The sequence below is a fragment of the Streptococcus taonis genome (assembly GCF_029948085.1).
GTDB lineage: Bacteria > Bacillota > Bacilli > Lactobacillales > Streptococcaceae > Streptococcus > Streptococcus taonis.
Genome location: NZ_JARZZP010000007.1, coordinates 72,197 through 90,397 on the forward strand (window position 1 = coordinate 72,197; position 18,201 = coordinate 90,397).

General features: G+C 40.8%; 11 protein-coding genes. All 11 read left to right on the plus strand.

What is annotated here, in order from left to right; genetic code table 11:
* Positions 1-333: 333 nt before the first annotated feature.
* The 11 genes from QEZ38_RS05190 to QEZ38_RS05240 all read left to right on the plus strand — a co-directional run bounded on the left by QEZ38_RS05190 (position 334) and on the right by QEZ38_RS05240 (position 18,062).
* Positions 334-1,317 carry an acetylxylan esterase gene (locus QEZ38_RS05190; RefSeq protein WP_281335230.1) on the plus strand — a complete coding sequence of 328 codons (984 nt, stop codon included), beginning with the start codon at positions 334-336 and terminating at the stop codon, positions 1,315-1,317.
* Positions 1,318-1,685: 368 nt separating this feature from the next.
* Entirely contained in the window at positions 1,686-6,140 is a 4,455-nt protein-coding gene (locus QEZ38_RS05195; protein WP_342760439.1) for an SIALI-17 repeat-containing surface protein, read from the plus strand.
* A gap of 622 nt (positions 6,141-6,762) precedes the next feature.
* Complete coding sequence (locus QEZ38_RS05200; protein WP_281335231.1) at positions 6,763-10,275, plus strand: SIALI-17 repeat-containing surface protein; 3,513 nt, start codon at positions 6,763-6,765, stop codon at positions 10,273-10,275.
* A gap of 387 nt (positions 10,276-10,662) precedes the next feature.
* On the plus strand, positions 10,663-11,361 hold the full coding sequence (locus QEZ38_RS05205) for an N-acetylmannosamine-6-phosphate 2-epimerase (RefSeq protein ID WP_001135642.1): 699 nt from the start codon (positions 10,663-10,665) through the stop codon (positions 11,359-11,361).
* Positions 11,362-11,475: 114 nt separating this feature from the next.
* Positions 11,476-12,801, plus strand: a complete 1,326-nt coding sequence (locus tag QEZ38_RS05210; RefSeq protein ID WP_153225117.1) for an ABC transporter substrate-binding protein — start codon at positions 11,476-11,478, stop codon at positions 12,799-12,801.
* Positions 12,802-13,034: 233 nt separating this feature from the next.
* The gene (locus tag QEZ38_RS05215) at positions 13,035-13,901 is read left to right on the plus strand and encodes a carbohydrate ABC transporter permease (RefSeq protein WP_075227343.1); all 867 of its coding nucleotides are present in this window, start codon (positions 13,035-13,037) and stop codon (positions 13,899-13,901) included.
* A gap of 15 nt (positions 13,902-13,916) precedes the next feature.
* Positions 13,917-14,756, plus strand: coding sequence for a carbohydrate ABC transporter permease (locus QEZ38_RS05220; RefSeq protein ID WP_045613500.1), 840 nt, complete (start codon positions 13,917-13,919; stop codon positions 14,754-14,756).
* Positions 14,757-14,956: 200 nt separating this feature from the next.
* Positions 14,957-15,409, plus strand: coding sequence for a NanQ anomerase/TabA/YiaL family protein (locus QEZ38_RS05225; RefSeq protein ID WP_049548140.1), 453 nt, complete (start codon positions 14,957-14,959; stop codon positions 15,407-15,409).
* Positions 15,410-15,429: 20 nt separating this feature from the next.
* Complete coding sequence (locus tag QEZ38_RS05230) at positions 15,430-16,080, plus strand: DUF624 domain-containing protein (RefSeq protein ID WP_281335232.1); 651 nt, start codon at positions 15,430-15,432, stop codon at positions 16,078-16,080.
* A 164-nt stretch (positions 16,081-16,244) separates the two neighbouring features.
* The gene (locus QEZ38_RS05235) at positions 16,245-17,162 is read left to right on the plus strand and encodes a dihydrodipicolinate synthase family protein (RefSeq protein ID WP_016466210.1); all 918 of its coding nucleotides are present in this window, start codon (positions 16,245-16,247) and stop codon (positions 17,160-17,162) included.
* Positions 17,163-17,177: 15 nt separating this feature from the next.
* A complete protein-coding gene (locus tag QEZ38_RS05240) occupies positions 17,178-18,062 on the plus strand; it encodes an ROK family protein (RefSeq protein WP_075228292.1) in 885 nt (294 codons plus the stop codon).
* Positions 18,063-18,201 lie beyond the last annotated feature (139 nt).

Below are 18,201 nucleotides of genomic sequence, written 5' to 3' on the forward strand. Positions count from 1 at the left end.
AACATGCTAATACTCAATGAAAATCAAAGAGCAAACTAGGAAGCTAGCCGTAGGTTGCTCAAAGCACGGCTTTGAGGTTGCAGATAAAGCTGACCTAGTTTGGATTTGAGTATAAGCCTAGTCTTCAATGACTCTTGGAGGAGAGAGAAAAGAAGCTGTTATTCTTTGAAAGTGTATTGAATTTATACAGAATGGAATGGATAAAACTACTTTCAGATAAGCTTTTATGAATCTTCAAAATTAAAATCACTTTCTATTTAAAATATCAGTCTTGCATTGCCTTCCTTTATGTGCTAGAGTTATGGTAACGTTTACAAAATTAAGGAGGGTTTTATGAGAAATTCAGCACTAATAGAAGAAATGAAAACTTACAGAGGTCGAGATGAAGTTCCGCAAGACTTTGACGATTTTTGGGATGGGGAAATAGAGAAGGTTTCGGTCTTGCCAGATTACCAACTAGAAGAACGTGATTTTCATATTCCAAATGTGAAGTGTTATGAGCTAACTTTTAAGGGCACTCGGGAAGGTCTTGTTTATGCGCGTGTGGTCTTACCAAAATCTGAACATAAAGTACCAGTTATTTTTCACTTCCATGGCTATATGGGACGTTGCTGGGATTGGGCAGATATGTTGGCCTTTACAGTCGCTGGTTATGGCGTTGTATCTATGGATGTCCGTGGTCAGTCTGGTTACTCACAAGATGGCTTGCGCTCGCCACTCGGAAATACTGTTAAGGGCCAAATCATTCGTGGTGCAGTAGAAGGAAAAGAGCAACTCTTCTATAAGGATGTTTATCTTGATATTTATCAATTAGTTGAGATTGTAGCTAGCTTCCCACAAGTGGATGAAGGCCAATTAGCAAGCTATGGAGCTTCTCAAGGAGGAGCGCTGGCTCTAGTGGCTGCGGGGTTAAATCCACGGATTAAGCGAACCGTAGCTATTTATCCATTCTTATCAGACTTTAGACGAGTGCTAGAGATTGGAAATACCAGCGAAGCCTATGATGAGCTTTTTCGTTACTTTAAGTTCCATGATCCATTCCATGAGACAGAAGAGCAGATTATGGAAACACTTAGCTATATCGATGTAAAAAATCTTGCCCATCGTATTAAGGGGGAAGTTCGGATGATTACTGGACTTGATGACGATGTCTGCTATCCAATCACTCAGTTTGCTATTTACAACCGTTTGACTTGTGAAAAGAGTTATCGTATCATGCCTGAATATGCTCACGAAGCCATGAATGTTCATGTCAATGATCAAGTTTACAACTGGTTGTGTGGTAGTGAGATCCCCTTTACCTATCTTGGTCACTAAAAATTGAAAAAAAGCTCTGTAGTTTCGAATGAACTACAGTCTTTTCTTTATGTGACTCAGATAATGAGAAAGTAGTTTCAGGTAGTTTGAAACTTCTAAATATCTTTGAAAGTAGAATCTATTATGGATTATAAAGTCTAAAATTTAGAATATTTATTATATAATATGGTTAAGATAAAAAGTGAAAGGAGTATAGCTAGTTGCGAATCTTTTAACTTGGAATTTATAAAAGAGCAACAGCATTTCATTTACAAAGAATGGCAATTCCATTCAATAATACAGTTTCTTATTTGCAGCTAGTCTGAAAGGCTAAAAATTTTAAGCAAAAAAGAAAGCGCTTTATTTTTTAAAATAACGGAAGGGAAAACATGAATCAGAGAGATTTTGATAGAAAACAGAGATATGGAATTCGGAAATTTGCAGTTGGAGCAGCTTCAGTAGTGATTGGAGCCATTGTTTTTGGTGCTGCCCCTGCTTTGGCTCAAGAGCTACCATCAGCGAATGGTGAAACAGCGGGGCAATCTTTGCCAGAATTGCCTAAGGAAGTAGAGACAGGAAGTCTGACGAATCTCGATAAGGAGCTTGCAGGCCAAGTAACCACAGTAAATAATAGTGGAACAGAAGTGAGCCGTGAAGAGTTGCAAGCAAACCCAGGGTCTGAAAAACCAACAGAAACAGAAGCATCAAACGAAACTCCAGCTACAGAGAGTGAAGACGAGGAAGTTGGAAATATTCCCCGTGACTTTTATGCCAGAGAGTTGGAAAATGCCAATACTGTTATTGAAAAAGAGGATGTGGAAACCAATCCTTCAAATGGTCAAAGAATTGACATGAAAGAGGAACTTGACAAGCTTAAAAAACTTCAAAATGCGACCATTCATATGGAGTTTAAGCCAGATGCATCTGCTCCACGTTTTTACAACCTTTTCTCAGTCTCTAGTGATACCAAAGTAAATGAGTATTTCACCATGGCCATCCTTGATAACACAGCTATCGTTGAAGGTCGTGATGCAAATGGAAATCAATTCTATGGTGATTATAAAACTGCTCCTTTGAAGATTAAGCCAGGTGAGTGGAACTCTGTAACCTTTACAGTTGAAAGACCAAATGCTGACCAACCAAAAGGTCAAGTTCGTGTCTATGTGAATGGTGTCTTGTCGCGTACAAGTCCTCAGTCTGGTCGCTTCATTCAAGATATGCCAGATGTCAACCATGTACAAATCGGTACAACAAAACGCACAGGCAAAAACTTCTGGGGCGCTAATCTTAAAGTCCGTAATCTGACTGTTTATGACCGTGCTCTTTCTCAAGAAGAAGTTAAAAAACGTAGCCAACTTTTTGAAAGAGGAGAGTTGGAGAAGAAACTTCCTGAAGGAGCAAAAGTTACTGATAAACTGGATGTTTTTGAAGGTGGTGAGAACCGCAAACCAAATAAAGATGGTATCGCAAGCTACCGCATTCCAGCTCTGCTGAAAACTGATAAGGGAACCTTGATTGCTGGAGCAGACGAGAGACGTTTGCATCACTCTGACTGGGGTGATATCGGTATGGTCATTCGTCGTAGTGATGATAAGGGTAAAACTTGGGGAGATAGAATCGTCATCTCAAATCCTCGTGACAATGAGAAGGCTAAGAGAGCTCATGCAGGATCACCAGTCAACATTGACATGGCTCTAGTTCAAGATCCGAAAACTAAGAGAATCTTTGCCATTTATGATATGTTCGTAGAAGGCGAAGCTGTTAGAGATTTGCCAGGAAAAGCGCCACAAGCCTATGAGAAAATTGGTGACAAGGTATACCAAGTCTTGTACAAACAAGGTGATGCAGGACGTTATACCATTCGTGAAAATGGCGAAGTTTTTGACCCTGAAAATAGAAAGACAGAATACCGTGTTGTAGTTGATCCTAAGAAACCAGCCTATAGTGATAAGGGTGATCTATACAAGGGTGAAGAACTGATTGGTAATGTCTACTTCGATTATAGCGACAAGAATATCTTTAGAGTTTCAAACACTAACTATCTCTGGATGTCTTATAGCGATGACGATGGAAAAACTTGGTCTGCACCTAAAGATATTACATACGGCATTCGTAAGGACTGGATGCACTTCTTAGGTACTGGACCTGGTACAGGTATTGCCTTACATTCAGGACCTCATAAAGGGCGTCTGGTTATCCCTGCCTACACTACAAATAACGTATCCTACCTCAGTGGATCCCAGTCTTCACGCGTTATTTATTCAGATGATCATGGTGAAACTTGGCACGCTGGTGAAGCGGTCAATGATAACCGTCCAGTAGGTAACCAAACAATTCATTCTTCAACTATGAATAATCCAGGTGCTCAAAATACTGAGTCAACTGTTGTTCAGTTGAATAATGGGGATCTCAAACTCTTCATGCGTGGATTGACAGGGGATTTGCAAGTTGCAACGAGTAAAGACGGTGGAGCAACTTGGGAAAAAGATGTAAAACGCTATTCAGATGTCAAAGATGTCTATGTTCAAATGTCTGCCATTCATACGGTGCACGATGGTAAGGAATATATCATCCTCAGTAATGCAGGTGGTCCAGGACGTTACAATGGTTTGGTACACTTGGCACAAGTGGAAGCTAACGGAGATTTGACTTGGCTCAAGCACAATCCAATTCAAAGCGGTAAATTTGCTTATAACTCCTTGCAAGATCTTGGAAATGGTGAATTTGGTTTGCTTTATGAGCATGCAACTGCCACTCAAAATGAATACACCTTGTCTTATAAAAAATTCAACTGGGATTTCTTAAGTAAGGATAGAATTTCTCCAACAAAAGCAACTGTGAAAAATGCTGTGGAGATGAGCAAAAATGTCATCGCTTTAGAATTTGATTCAGAAGTATTGGTGAATCAACCACCAGTTCTTAAACTGGCAAATGGGAATTTTGCTACCTTCTTGACGCAGTATGATTCAAAAACCTTGTTATTTGCAGCTAGCAAGGAAGATATTGGTCAAGAAATTACAGAAATCATTGATGGTGCAATTGAGAGCATGCATAATTTGCCTGTAAGTCTCGAAGGTGCAGGAGTCCCTGGTGGGAAAAATGCTGCAAAGGCAGAAATTCATGAAGTCCCAGAATTTACAGGTGCAGTCAATGGTGAAGGTACAGTTCATGAGGATCCAGCCTTTGATGGTGGCGTCAACGGTGAGGAAGCAGCCGTTCATGACGTGCCAGCCTTTGAAGGTGGTGTGAACGGCGAAGAAGCAGCTGTTCATGAAGTTCCAGAAATAGAGGTTGAAGAAAATCCACCAGGAACTATTCACGAAGTCCCAGAATTTGAAGGCGGTGTGAATGGTGCTGAAGCAGCAGTCAATGAAGTCTCAGACTTCGAGGGTGGTGTGAACAGCGAGGAAGCAGCCGTTCATGAAATTCCAGAAATAGAGGTTGAAGAAAATCCACCAGGAACTATTAACGAAGTTCCGGAATTTGCAGGTGGAGTCAATGGTGCCGAAGCAGCCGTTCATGATGTGCCAGCTTTTGAAGGTGGTGTGAACGGCGAAGAAGCCGCGGTCCATGAAGTTCCAGAATATATTCCAGTGCAAACTTCAAAAGGGGAAGCTGCGGTTCATGAAATTTCAGACTTCGAAGGCGGTGTGAATACAGTAGAAGCAGCTAAGTCAGACACTTCAGACTTCGAAGGCGGTGTCAATGGTGAGGAAGGAGCTAAGGCAGAAAGTCCAGAGTTCGAAGGCGGTGTGAATGCAGTAGAAGCAGCCAAGTCAGACACTTCAGAGTTCGAAGGCGGAGTCAATGCAGTAGAAGCAGCCAAGTCAGACGCTTCAGACTTCGAAGGCGGTGTCAATGGCGAAGAAGGAGCTAAGGCAGAGAGTTCAGAGTTCGAAGGCGGTGTGAATGGAGTAGAGTCCGCTAAGTCAGACACTTCAACCTTTGAAGGTGGTGTCAATGGCGAAGAAGGAGCTAAGTCAGAGAGTCCAGAGTTCGAAGGCGGTGTGAATGGAGTAGAGTCCGCTAAGTCAGACACTTCAACCTTTGAAGGTGGTGTCAATGGCGAAGAAGGAGCTAAGTCAGAGAGTCCAGAGTTCGAAGGCGGTGTGAATGGAGTAGAGTCCGCTAAGCTAGAGGTGCCAGAATATACAGGCGGTGTGAATGCAGTAGAATCCGCTAAGTTAGAAGCTCCAGAATACACAGGTGGTGTCAATGCAGTGGAATCCGCTAAGTTAGATTCTCCAGAATACACAGGTGGTGTCAATGCAGTGGAATCCGCTAAGTTAGAGGTGCCAGAATATACAAGTGGTGTAAATGGAGTAGAATCTGCTAAGTTAGAAGTTCCAGAGTACACAGGTGGCGTCAATGGAGTAGAGGCTGCTAAGTTAGAAGTTCCAGAGTACACAGGTGGCGTCAATGCAGTAGAATCTGCTAAGTTAGAAGCACCAGAGTATACAAGTGGTGTAAATGGAGTAGAATCTGCTAAGTTAGAAGTTCCAGAGTATACAGGTGGTGTAAATGGAGTAGAATCTGCTAAGTTAGAAGTTCCAGAGTACACAGGTGGTGTCAATGGAGTGGAATCTGCTAAGTTAGAAGTTCCAGAGTACACAGGTGGTGTTAATGGGCTAGAAGCTGCTATCCATGAGGTCTCAGAGTATAAGGGAGAACAGTCAATTGTGGTTCAAGCTATGGCACAAGATAAAACTTATCAAGCCCCTGCTGCTCGTCAGCAACTTCTTCCTGAAACAGGAAGTGAAGATCTTGCTCCTCTTGCCTCTCTAGGACTTGTAGGAATGCTCCTAGGTATGTTTGCTATGGGCAAGAAAAAAGAAGATCAATGAAATAGTTAAAATCAACGAAATTCATAGAGAAATTTGATCTTATATTAGAAAGGGTCGTGACTAGAACTAGTTACGGCCTTTTTGATCTAGATAAATCAGGAGTCAAATAGTTAATACTCTTCGAAAATCTCTTCAAACCACGTCAGCTTCGCCTTACCGTATATGTGTTACTGACTTCGTCAGTTCTATCCACAACCTCAAAACTGTGTTTTGAGCAACCTGCGGCTAGCTTCCTAGTTTGCTCTTTGATTTTCATTGAGTATAAGTTTGAGATAAAGTTCATTAAAAAAACGATTCAACCGAATGAAGCAATTTTATGTTAGAAAAATCCAAAGCACCCGAAAGTAGTTTCAAATGTCTGAGTTTATGTTTTAAAAACTGAAAGTATAATCTGTTCTATCTCAATCTCTCTTAAAAGGGGAGGATTTATTATATAATGAGAATAAGATAAAATTTGAAAGGAGTAGGAGACTCTAGTTAACGATGGGTCGTTAAGTGAGAGAAAATTTGAAAGAGCGAGTGTAACCATTCGTGAAAAAGTAATTTTTGTCATTTAGTCAGATGACTAAAAATTTTAAGCGAAAAAGAAAGCGCTTTATTTTTAAAAATGAAAGGAAGAAAGATGAAGCATAATCAGTTGGATAGAAAACAACGATACGGAATTCGCAAATTTACAGTAGGAGCCGCTTCAGTCGTTATTGGAGCAGTTGTTTTTGGTGCATCGCCAGTATTAGCACAAGAGTCAACGGTCACTAGTAAAGAGACCGCCGAGCTTAGTGTCGAAAAGGAACAGCCTGAAAAAGCAGAGATCGTTGAAAAGAATGTTACGGAATCTAATGGGGTAGATACAGTTACACATGCATCTACAGAAGCACATACTGGAACAGAGACAACTACAACGGCAGAAGCAACTAGAGAAACCGAAAAAGATCCAGCTGCGCTTCCACGTGATTACTATGCTAGAGAGTTGGAAAATGTCAATACTGTTCTTGAAAAGGAAGATGTAGAGACTAATGCTGCAAATAGCAATAGAATTGATCTGACAGAGCAATTAGGCAAACTGAAACAACTTCAAAACGCGACCATTCATATGGAGTTCAAACCAGATGCTTCTGCGCCAGCATTTTACAACCTTTTCTCAGTCTCAAGTGATAAGGTTCGAAATGAATATTTCACCATGGCTGTTTACAACAACGTTGCCTTGATTGAGGGCCGCGATCAAAACGGCGACCAATTTTATGATAGATACACAGACGCACCATTAACTGTCAAACCAGGTCAGTGGAACTCAGTAACCTTTACAGTTGAAAGACCAAGTGCAGATTCTCCAGATGGGCAAGTTCGTCTCTATGTAAACGGAGTTTTGTCACGAACAAGTAAGAAATCAGGACGCTTTATCAAAGATATGCCTGATGTGAATCATATGCAAATTGGTACCACAAATCGTGCAGGAAGTATGGTTTGGGGGGCAGGTTTACAAGTTCGTAATCTAACTGTTTATGATCGTGCCTTGAGTCCAGAAGAAGTTCAAAATCGTAGCTACCTATTTGAAAGATCCGAATTAGAGAAAAAGCTTCCAGAAGGAGCTGAGATAACAGATAAAAAGGATGTCTTTGAAGCTGGTAAAAATGGGCAGTCAAATCCAGATGGTATTAATAGCTATCGTATTCCAGCCCTCCTTAAGACTGACAAGGGAACTCTGATTGCTGGAGCTGACGAACGCCGCTTACACCACTCTGACTGGGGTGATATCGGTATGGTCGTTAAACGAAGTGAAGACAAGGGCCAAACATGGGGCGATCGCATCACTCTTACGAATCTACGTGACAATCCAAAAGCCAAGGATCCAAACATTGGTTCACCAGTGAATATCGACATGGTCTTGGTTCAAGATACTGAAACTAAACGCATCTTCTCAGTCTATGATATGTTCCCAGAAGGTAAAGGAATCTTCGGAATGTCTTCTGAAAGAGAAGTTGCCTATAAGGAAATTGATGGAAAAACTTATCAAATTCTATACCGTGAAGGAGAAAATGGGGCCTATACAATTCGTGAAAATGGCCTTGTCTACACACCAGATGGCCAGGCAACGGATTACCGTGTTGTTGTAAATCCTGTCAAGCCTGGTTATAGCGATAAAGGTGATCTTTATCAGGGTGAGCAGTTACTAGGAAATATCTACTTTACAAGTAATAAAACTTCTCCATTTAGAGTTGCTAAAGACAGCTACCTATGGATGTCGTACAGTGATGATGATGGTAAGACTTGGTCTGCACCACAAGATATTACTCCAATGGTTAAAGCTGATTGGATGAAATTTTTAGGTGTGGGACCTGGAGTGGGCATTACCCTCCAGAATGGACCTCATAAAGGTCGGATTGTCGTTCCTGTCTATACGACGAATAGAACAAACCACCTCAATGGTTCTCAATCATCTCGTATCATCTACTCAGATGACCATGGTAAGACTTGGCATATGGGTGGCGGTGTCAATGACAACCGTACACTTTATGATGGCACAGTAGTTGATTCAAGCAACATGAATAATTACTATGCTCAAAATACGGAGGCTTCAGTTGTTCAGCTGAACAATGGTCAGTTGAAACTCTTTATGCGTGGTTTGACTGGTGATTTGCAGGTTGCGACAAGTCATGATGGTGGTATTACATGGGACAACTATGTAGCACGCTATGATGTACCTGATGTTTATGTTCAAATGGCGGCGACACATACAGTTCAAGATGGTAAAGAGTACATCCTTCTAGCAAATGCCAATGGCCCAGGTCGTAAGAATGGTTATATTCGAGTGGCTCGCGTAGAAGAAGATGGCGAGTTGACTTGGCTGCATCATCATTTGATTCAAGAAGGGGAGTATGCCTATAACTCACTTCAACAGATCGGACCAAAAGAATTTGGTCTCTTGTATGAACATCATGAAGCTGGTGGCAATCCTTATACTCTATCCTTCAAGAAATTCAACTGGGATTTCTTAACGAAGGAAAGAATTTCTCCTAAAGAAGCCAAAGTTAAAAATGTTATTGAAAAATGGCCAGGAATTCTTGCAGTAGAATTTGATTCAGAAGTTTTGGTTAACAAAATCCCAACACTTCAGTTGGCAAATGGTAAAAAAATAAACTTTATGACCCAGTACGATACTAAGACTCTTCTATTCACAATAGACAAGTCAGATCTTGGTCAGGAGATAACTGGACTTGCTTCTGGAGCTATCGAGAGTATGCATAACCTTCCAGTGAGTCTTGAAGGAGCAGGTATTCCTGGAGCTGCCAACGGTAGTGAAGCTGCTGTTAACGAAGTACCAGAATTCACAGGTGGAGTTAATGGTGTAGAAGCTGCGACTGCTGAACTTCCAGAATTTACTGGTGGAGTCAATGGTAGTGAAGCAGCTGTTCATGAAGTACCAGAATTCGAAGGTGGGGTGAATGGCGAAGAGGCTGCTGTAACGGAGCTCCCAGAGTATACTGAACCTATTGGTACAGTAGGCGAAGAAGCAGCACCGATAGCAGAACTTCCAGAATTCACAGGCGGAGTTAATGGAAGCGAAGCAGCTGTACATGAAGTACCAGAATTCGAAGGTGGGGTGAATGGCGAAGAGGCTGCTGTAACGGAGCTCCCAGAGTATACTGAACCTATTGGTACAGTAGGCGAAGAAGCAGCACCGATAGCAGAACTTCCAGAATTCACAGGCGGAGTTAATGGTAGTGAAGCAGCTGTGCATGAAGTCCCAGAATTCACAGGTGGTGTGAATGCAGTAGAAGCAGCAAAAGCAGAATCTCTAGAATTTACAGGTGGAGTCAATGGTAGTGAAGCAGCTGTGTATGAAGTACCAGAATTTACAGGTGGTGTGAATGCAGTAGAAGCAGCAAAAGCAGAATTTCCAGAATTTGTAGGTGGAGTCAATGCTGCAGAATCTGCAGTCCAGGAAGTCCCAGAGTTCACAGGTCAGCAGTCTATTGTATCTCAGGCTACGGCACAAGATAAGACTTATCAAGCACCTGCAGTTCGTCAAGATGTTCTTCCTAAGACAGGAAGTGAAGATGCCACTGTCCTTGCTTTTGTAGGACTTGTTGGGATGCTCCTTGGTATGTTTGCTTTGGGGAAGAGAAAAGAAGATTAGTCAAATCGTTAAAATTGAAGGTTTCCTTAGTGAAACTAAATCTTATACTCAATGAAAATCAAAGAGCAAACTAGGAAGCTAGCCGCAGGTTGTACTTGAGTACGGCAAGGGGACGCTGACGTGGTTTGAATTTGATTTTCGAAGAGTATTAGTTAGAAAGGGTCGTAACGAAAATTAGTTACGGCCTTTTTCTTTAAAAAAGGGCTGGTTTTAAGATTTAAGAGGTGTTGGGATAGATGTTAGATCCCTGAAACTACTTTCAGAAGAAACTGTTGCATAAAATTGTTTTGAAACTCCAATCTATTCTAGCACAAGTTGTTGAAAGCGCTTTAATAATAAGCTATAATAGTCACATAAACACAAAGGAAAAGAAAAGGAGGAAAGTAGATGCCACAAATTAGTAAAGAAGCCTTGATTGAACAAATCAAAGATGGAATCATCGTTTCTTGTCAGGCACTTCCTCATGAACCGCTCTACACAGAAGCGGGAGGAGTTATCCCCTTGTTGGTGAAAGCAGCTGAACAAGGTGGTGCAGTCGGTATCCGAGCAAACAGTGTTCGAGATATCAAGGAAATTAAAGAGGTCACTAAACTTCCGATTATCGGGATTATCAAGCGGGACTATCCACCGCAAGAACCATTCATTACTGCTACAATGAAGGAAGTGGATGAACTAGCGGCTCTTGACATCGAAGTCATTGCTCTTGACTGTACCAAGCGTGAACGTCATGATGGCTTGGAGATCCAAGAATTTATCCGTCAGATCAAAGAAAAATATCCAAATCAACTCTTGATGGCTGACACAAGTACCTTTGAGGAAGGTCTAACAGCAGTTGAAGCGGGAATTGACTTTGTCGGAACAACCTTATCAGGTTACACTTCTTACAGTCCAAAAGTGGATGGCCCAGACTTTGAACTCATCAAGAAACTCTGTGATGCAGGGGTGGACGTCATCGCTGAAGGAAAAATTCACACACCAGAACAAGCTAAGCAAATCCTAGGTTACGGAGTGCGAGGTATCGTAGTTGGTGGCGCTATTACTAGACCAAAAGAGATTACGGAACGATTTGTTGCGGGTCTTAAATAACACAATATAAAAAACGAGGAGAGTGGTTGATTAGTAGGAAAAAATGAAAACGTATACAAAGTCGACATTGCTCATTATCCAATATGGATACGCTTATCAATTAGGAGAATACAAATGAAATTTAGAAAACTAGCTTGTACAGTACTTGCGGGTGCTGCGGTTCTATCACTTGCTGCTTGTGGCAAATCAGACGCTAACAAAGATGCTGCCAAATCAGGCGATGCAGCAGCAACAACAGAAATTACTTGGTGGGCATTCCCGGTATTTACTCAAGAAAAATCTGGTGACGGTGTTGGAACTTATGAAAAATCTATCATCGAAGCTTTCGAAAAAGCAAATCCAGATATCAAAGTTAAATTAGAAACAATCGACTTCAAATCTGGACCAGAAAAAATCACAACAGCTATCGAAGCTGGTACAGCTCCAGATGTACTTTTCGATGCACCAGGTCGTATCATCAATTACGGTAAAAATGGTAAATTGGCTGAGTTGAATGACCTCTTTACAGATGAATTTGTGAAAGATGTTAACAACGAAAACATCGTACAAGCAAGTAAAGCTGGTGACAAAGCATACATGTATCCAATCAGTTCTGCACCATTCTACATGGCTATGAACAAGAAAATGTTGGAAGATGCTGGTGTAGCTAACCTTGTTAAAGAAGGTTGGACAACTGATGATTTTGAAAAAGTCTTGAAAGCACTTAAAGATAAAGGATACACTCCAGGTTCATTGTTCAGTTCTGGTCAAGGGGGAGACCAAGGAACACGTGCCTTCATCTCTAACCTTTACGGCGGTTCTGTAACTGATAAAGAAGTAACTAAATACACAACTGACGATCCTAAATTCGTTAAAGGTCTTGAAAAAGCAGCTAGCTGGATCAAAGATGGTTTGTTGAATAACGGTTCACAATTTGACGGTGGAGCAGACATCCAAAACTTTGCAAACGGTCAAACTTCTTACACAATCCTTTGGGCACCAGCTCAAAACGGTATCCAAGCTAAACTTTTGGAAGCAAGTAAAGTTGAAGTGGTTGAAGTTCCATTCCCATCTGATTCTGGCAAACCAGCTCTTGAATACCTTGTAAACGGATTTGCAGTATTTAACAACAAAGATGAAAAGAAAGTTGCTGCAGCTAAGAAATTTATCCAATTTATCGCTGATGATAAAGAGTGGGGTCCTAAAGACGTAGTTCGTACAGGAGCATTCCCAGTTCGTACTTCATTTGGAAAACTTTACGATGACAAACGTATGGAAACAATCAGTGGTTGGACTCAATACTACTCACCATATTACAACACAATCGACGGATTTGCTGAAATGAGAACACTTTGGTTCCCAATGTTGCAAGCTGTATCAAATGGTGACGAACAACCTGCTGCAGCATTGAAAGCATTCACTGAAAAAGCGAATGAAACAATCAAAAAAGCAGCTAAATAATAAGCCCTAAATAAAAACTGAGTTCCCCCCTTTTCCCTGAGCATATCTGTGTATGAAAAGGGGGACTTTTGTTTGAAATAGAAGCAACTGACAGGTCAAAATTAAAATGAAGTTTTTACATTGACGAATCTTAGAAAAATTTCATTTTGATTTTAGATCAGGGTCAGATAACAGTCAAAAAAACAAAACTATGTGAAAGTGAGGTGCCAACTGTGAAAATCAATAAAATTCGCATGCGGGAAACTATTATTTCCTACGCATTCCTAGCACCAGTATTAATCTTCTTTACCGTCTTCGTTTTAGCTCCAATGATCATGGGCTTCATCACAAGTTTCTTCAACTATTCGATGACTAGCTTTGAGTTTGTGGGCTTGGACAACTACATTCGTATGTTTAAAGACCCTGTGTTTACAAAATCTTTGATTAATACCGTAATCTTGGTTATCGGGTCTGTACCAGTCGTTGTACTCTTCTCGCTCTTTGTAGCATCACAAACTTACCAACAAAATGCCATCGCTAGATCTTTCTACCGTTTCGTCTTCTTCCTTCCTGTAGTAACAGGTAGTGTTGCCGTAACAGTAGTATGGAAATGGATCTACGATCCACTATCAGGTATTTTGAACTTCGTGCTTAAGTCAAGCCACATCATCAGCCAAAACATTTCTTGGTTGGGAGATAAAAACTGGGCTTTGATGGCGATTATGATTATCCTTTTGACAACATCAGTTGGTCAACCAATCATTCTCTACATCGCTGCAATGGGTAATATTGATAACTCACTTGTAGAGGCGGCTCGTGTTGACGGTGCGACTGAGTTCCAAGTATTCTGGAAGATTAAATGGCCAAGCCTTCTTCCAACAACTCTTTATATTGCAATCATTACAACCATCAACTCATTCCAATGTTTCGCCTTGATTCAGTTGTTGACATCTGGTGGTCCAAACTACTCAACAAGTACACTTATGTACTACCTCTACGAAAAAGCCTTCCAATTGACTGAATATGGCTATGCCAATACTATTGGTGTATTCTTGGCAGTTATGATTGCCCTTGTCAGCTTCGCTCAATTCAAGATCCTCGGAAACGACGTAGAATACTAAGGAAAGGAGACAGCTATGCAATCTACACAAAAGAAACCTTTAACAGCCTTTACTGTTATTTCAACAATCATTTTGCTCTTGTTGACTGTACTCTTTATCTTCCCATTCTACTGGATCTTGACAGGTGCATTCAAATCACAACCAGATACCATTATGATTCCACCACAATGGTTCCCTAAAGCTCCAACAATGGAGAACTTCCAACAATTGATGGTGCAAAACCCAGCCTTGCAATGGATGTGGAACTCAGTATTCATTTCTTTGGTAACCATGTTCTTGGTTTGTGCAACCTCTTCACTAGCAGGTTATGTATTGGCTAAGAAACGTTTCTATGGACAACGCATTCTCTTTGCAATCTTTATCGCTGCCATGGCTCTTCCAAAACAAGTTGTCCTTGTACCATTGGTACGTATCGTCAACTTCATGGGAATCCATGACACTCTTTGGGCAGTTATCTTGCCTTTAATCGGATGGCCATTCGGGGTCTTCCTTATGAAACAGTTCAGTGAAAACATTCCTACAGAATTGCTCGAATCTGCTAAAATCGATGGATGTGGTGAGATTCGTACTTTCTGGAGCGTAGCCTTCCCTATTGTAAAACCAGGATTTGCAGCTCTTGCAATCTTCACTTTCATCAATACTTGGAATGACTACTTCATGCAATTGGTAATGTTGACTTCACGTCAAAACTTGACCATCTCACTCGGGGTTGCGACTATGCAGGCCGAGATGGCAACCAACTATGGTTTGATCATGGCAGGTGCTGCCCTTGCAGCTGTGCCAATCGTAACAGTCTTCCTTGTCTTCCAAAAATCCTTTACTCAAGGGATTACTATGGGAGCTGTCAAAGGATAGTCCTCTGCGAAAATTGAATATAGTAGAATCTGTTTATCAGTATGCAGCAGTATAGTTGATAGACTAAGAGAATACAGGATATATAAGTGTCTACAAAATGGAGAGGAGTTGCTTACTTCATGAAGTTTTGTTAGACACTTATAAACTTACTGGCTAGACATCGTATGTCTGAAGGTAACAATCAGGTAAAGGAAATTACTATGATTTTTGATGATTTAAAAAACATTAGCTTTTACAAGGGAATTCATCCTAATCTAGATAAGGCTATTGATTATCTCTATGAGCATCGTAAGGATAGCTTTGAATTAGGCAAATACGAGATTGATGGGGATAAAGTCTTTCTAGTTGTACAGGAAAATGTTCTCAACCAAGATGAAAATGATCGCTTTGAGCATCATAAAAACTATGCAGATTTGCATTTGTTAGTTGAAGGACATGAGTATTCTAGTTACGGTTCTCGTGTAAAAGACGAGGCTGTAGCCTTTGATGAAGCCAGTGATATTGGCTTTGTCCATTGTCACGAACACTACCCACTTTTGTTGGGTTATCACAATTTTGCAATCTTCTTCCCAGGTGAACCTCATCAACCTAATGGTTATGCAGGTATGGAAGATAAAGTTCGCAAATACTTATTTAAAATTTTAATCGATTAGTCAGTTAGGAGGAGCAAACAATGGCACATAAAGGATCTGGATTGATAAAAGCAGCATTCGATACGGATAACTTTCTGATGCGATTTTGTGAGAAAGTGTTAGATATCGTGACGGTCAACCTACTTTTTGTTGTGTCTTGTTTGCCTATTGTGACAATCGGAGTAGCAAAAATTAGTCTCTATCAGACAATCTTCGAAGTTAAGAGTAGTCGTCGTGTTCCTGTTTTTAAAACGTATATGAGAGCCTTTAAGCAAAATTTGAAATTAGGCCTCCAGTTAGGTTTGTTGGAACTAGGAATTTTTCTAATTAGTGTAGTTGACTTGTCTCTATTCTGGGGGCAAACAGGCCTAGGCTTCCAGCTCATTAAAGCCATTTGCTTAGGAATTCTAATATTTTTAACTCTGGTTATGTTGGCTAGCTATCCAATTGCAGCACGCTATGACTTGACTTGGAAAGAAGTACTCCAAAAGGGCTTGCTCTTAGTTAGCTTTAACTTCGTGTGGTTCTTCTTGATGCTTGCGATTATTTTATTAATCATGATGCTTCTCTATCTATCAGGCTTTACGCTCGTACTTGGTGGTTCAGCATTTCTACTCTTTGGCTTTGGCCTTCTTGCCTTTTGCCAGGCTGGATTAATGGAAAAATTGTTTGCTAAATATCAAGCAGATTGAAAATGATATGAAACTACTTTCAAACATGAAAAGCTATGGGAGATGAATAGAAATTAAAATCTAAGTGGCTGAGATGTATTGAAAGCGCTTTTTACAAGGTGTATACTAAAATAGTAAAAAATCATCTGCTCAGAGCAGATAATAAGAAATCTTAGGAGAAATCTATGTCAGATTTAAAAAAATATGAAGGCGTCATTCCTGCCTTCTACGCATGTTATGATGATGCGGGCGAAGTAAGCCCAGAACGTACTCGTGCTTTGGTGCAATACTTTATTGATAAAGGTGTTCAAGGGCTTTATGTCAACGGTTCTTCAGGTGAATGTATCTACCAAAGCGTAGAAGACCGCAAATTAATCTTGGAAGAAGTGATGGCAGTTGCTAAAGGCAAGTTGACTATCATTGCTCACGTGGCTTGCAACAATACTAAAGACAGTATCGAACTTGCTCGTCATGCAGAAAGCTTGGGTGTTGATGCTATTGCAACAATCCCACCAATTTACTTCCGTTTGCCTGAGTACTCAGTTGCAAAATATTGGAACGACATCAGTGCAGCAGCACCAAACACAGACTATGTTATCTATAACATTCCTCAATTGGCAGGAGTTGCTTTGACTCCAAGCCTTTACACAGAAATGTTGAAGAACCCACGTGTTATCGGTGTTAAAAATTCTTCAATGCCAGTTCAAGATATCCAAACTTTTGTTAGTCTTGGCGGTGATGATCATATCGTCTTTAACGGTCCAGATGAACAATTCCTAGGTGGACGTCTCATGGGTGCAAAAGCTGGTATCGGTGGTACTTATGGTGCTATGCCAGAACTCTTCTTGAAACTCAACCAATTGATTGCGGACAAAGACCTAGAAACAGCGCGTGAATTGCAATATGCAATCAATGCTATCATTGGTAAATTGACTGCTGCACATGGAAACATGTACGGCGTTATCAAGGAAGTCTTGAAAATCAATGAAGGACTTAATATCGGATCAGTTCGTTCTCCACTTACACCAGTGACCGAAGAAGATCGTCCAGTTGTAGAAGCAGCTGCTCAATTGATTCGTGAAACTAAGGAGCGTTTCCTCTAATCAATAGGAGGCTTTATGACTAATTACGTTGCAATTGATATTGGTGGAACTAATATCAAATATGGTTTGATTGACCAAGATGGACAACTTGTAGAGTCTCACGAAGTAGCAACTGAGGCTCATAAGGGCGGTCCACATATCTTACAGAAAACAAAAGATATTGTCGCTAGCTATCTAGAAAAAGGACCGGTGGCAGGTGTGGCTATTTCCTCAGCGGGAATGGTTGATCCTGATAAGGGTGAGATTTTCTATGCTGGTCCACAGATCCCGAACTATGCAGGGACTCAATTTAAGAAAGAAATTGAAGAAAGTTTCCAAGTTCCTTGTGAAATTGAAAATGATGTCAACTGTGCAGGGCTAGCAGAAGCTGTTTCTGGATCTGGAAAAGGTGCAGGAATAACGCTATGTTTGACCATCGGAACAGGTATCGGCGGTTGCTTAATCATTGACGGCCAGATTTTCCATGGATTTAGTAATTCTGCCTGTGAAGTTGGCTATATGCATATGCAAGATGGGGCTTTCCAAGATTTAGCTTCTACAACTGCCTTGGTTGAGTATGTAGCTAAGGCTCATGATGAAGAAGTAGCCCATTGGAATGGTCGTAGAATTTTCAAAGAAGCTACAGAAGGCAATAAACTCTGTATGGAGGGAATTGACCGTATGGTAGACTATCTTGGAAAAGGTCTTGCTAACATCTGTTATGTTGCCAATCCAGAGGTTGTTATACTAGGTGGTGGTATTATGGGGCAGGAAGCGATTTTGAAACCGAAAATTCGTACAGCTCTGAAAGATGCGCTTGTTCCAAGTTTAGCGGAAAAAACAAGATTGGAGTTTGCGCGTCATCAAAATACTGCGGGTATGCTTGGAGCTTACTATCACTTCAAAACAAAACAATCCTAAGTTGGCCTTGCCAATTTAGGATTTTTTAGTGGTAAATAGTGGCAAAAGTATTTAGTAAAAATCCAGTTAAAACTTTGGAAGCCCTTGCATTTTTCAGGATAATATAGTATATTTATTATACTGCAGAAACTCTAGGTAA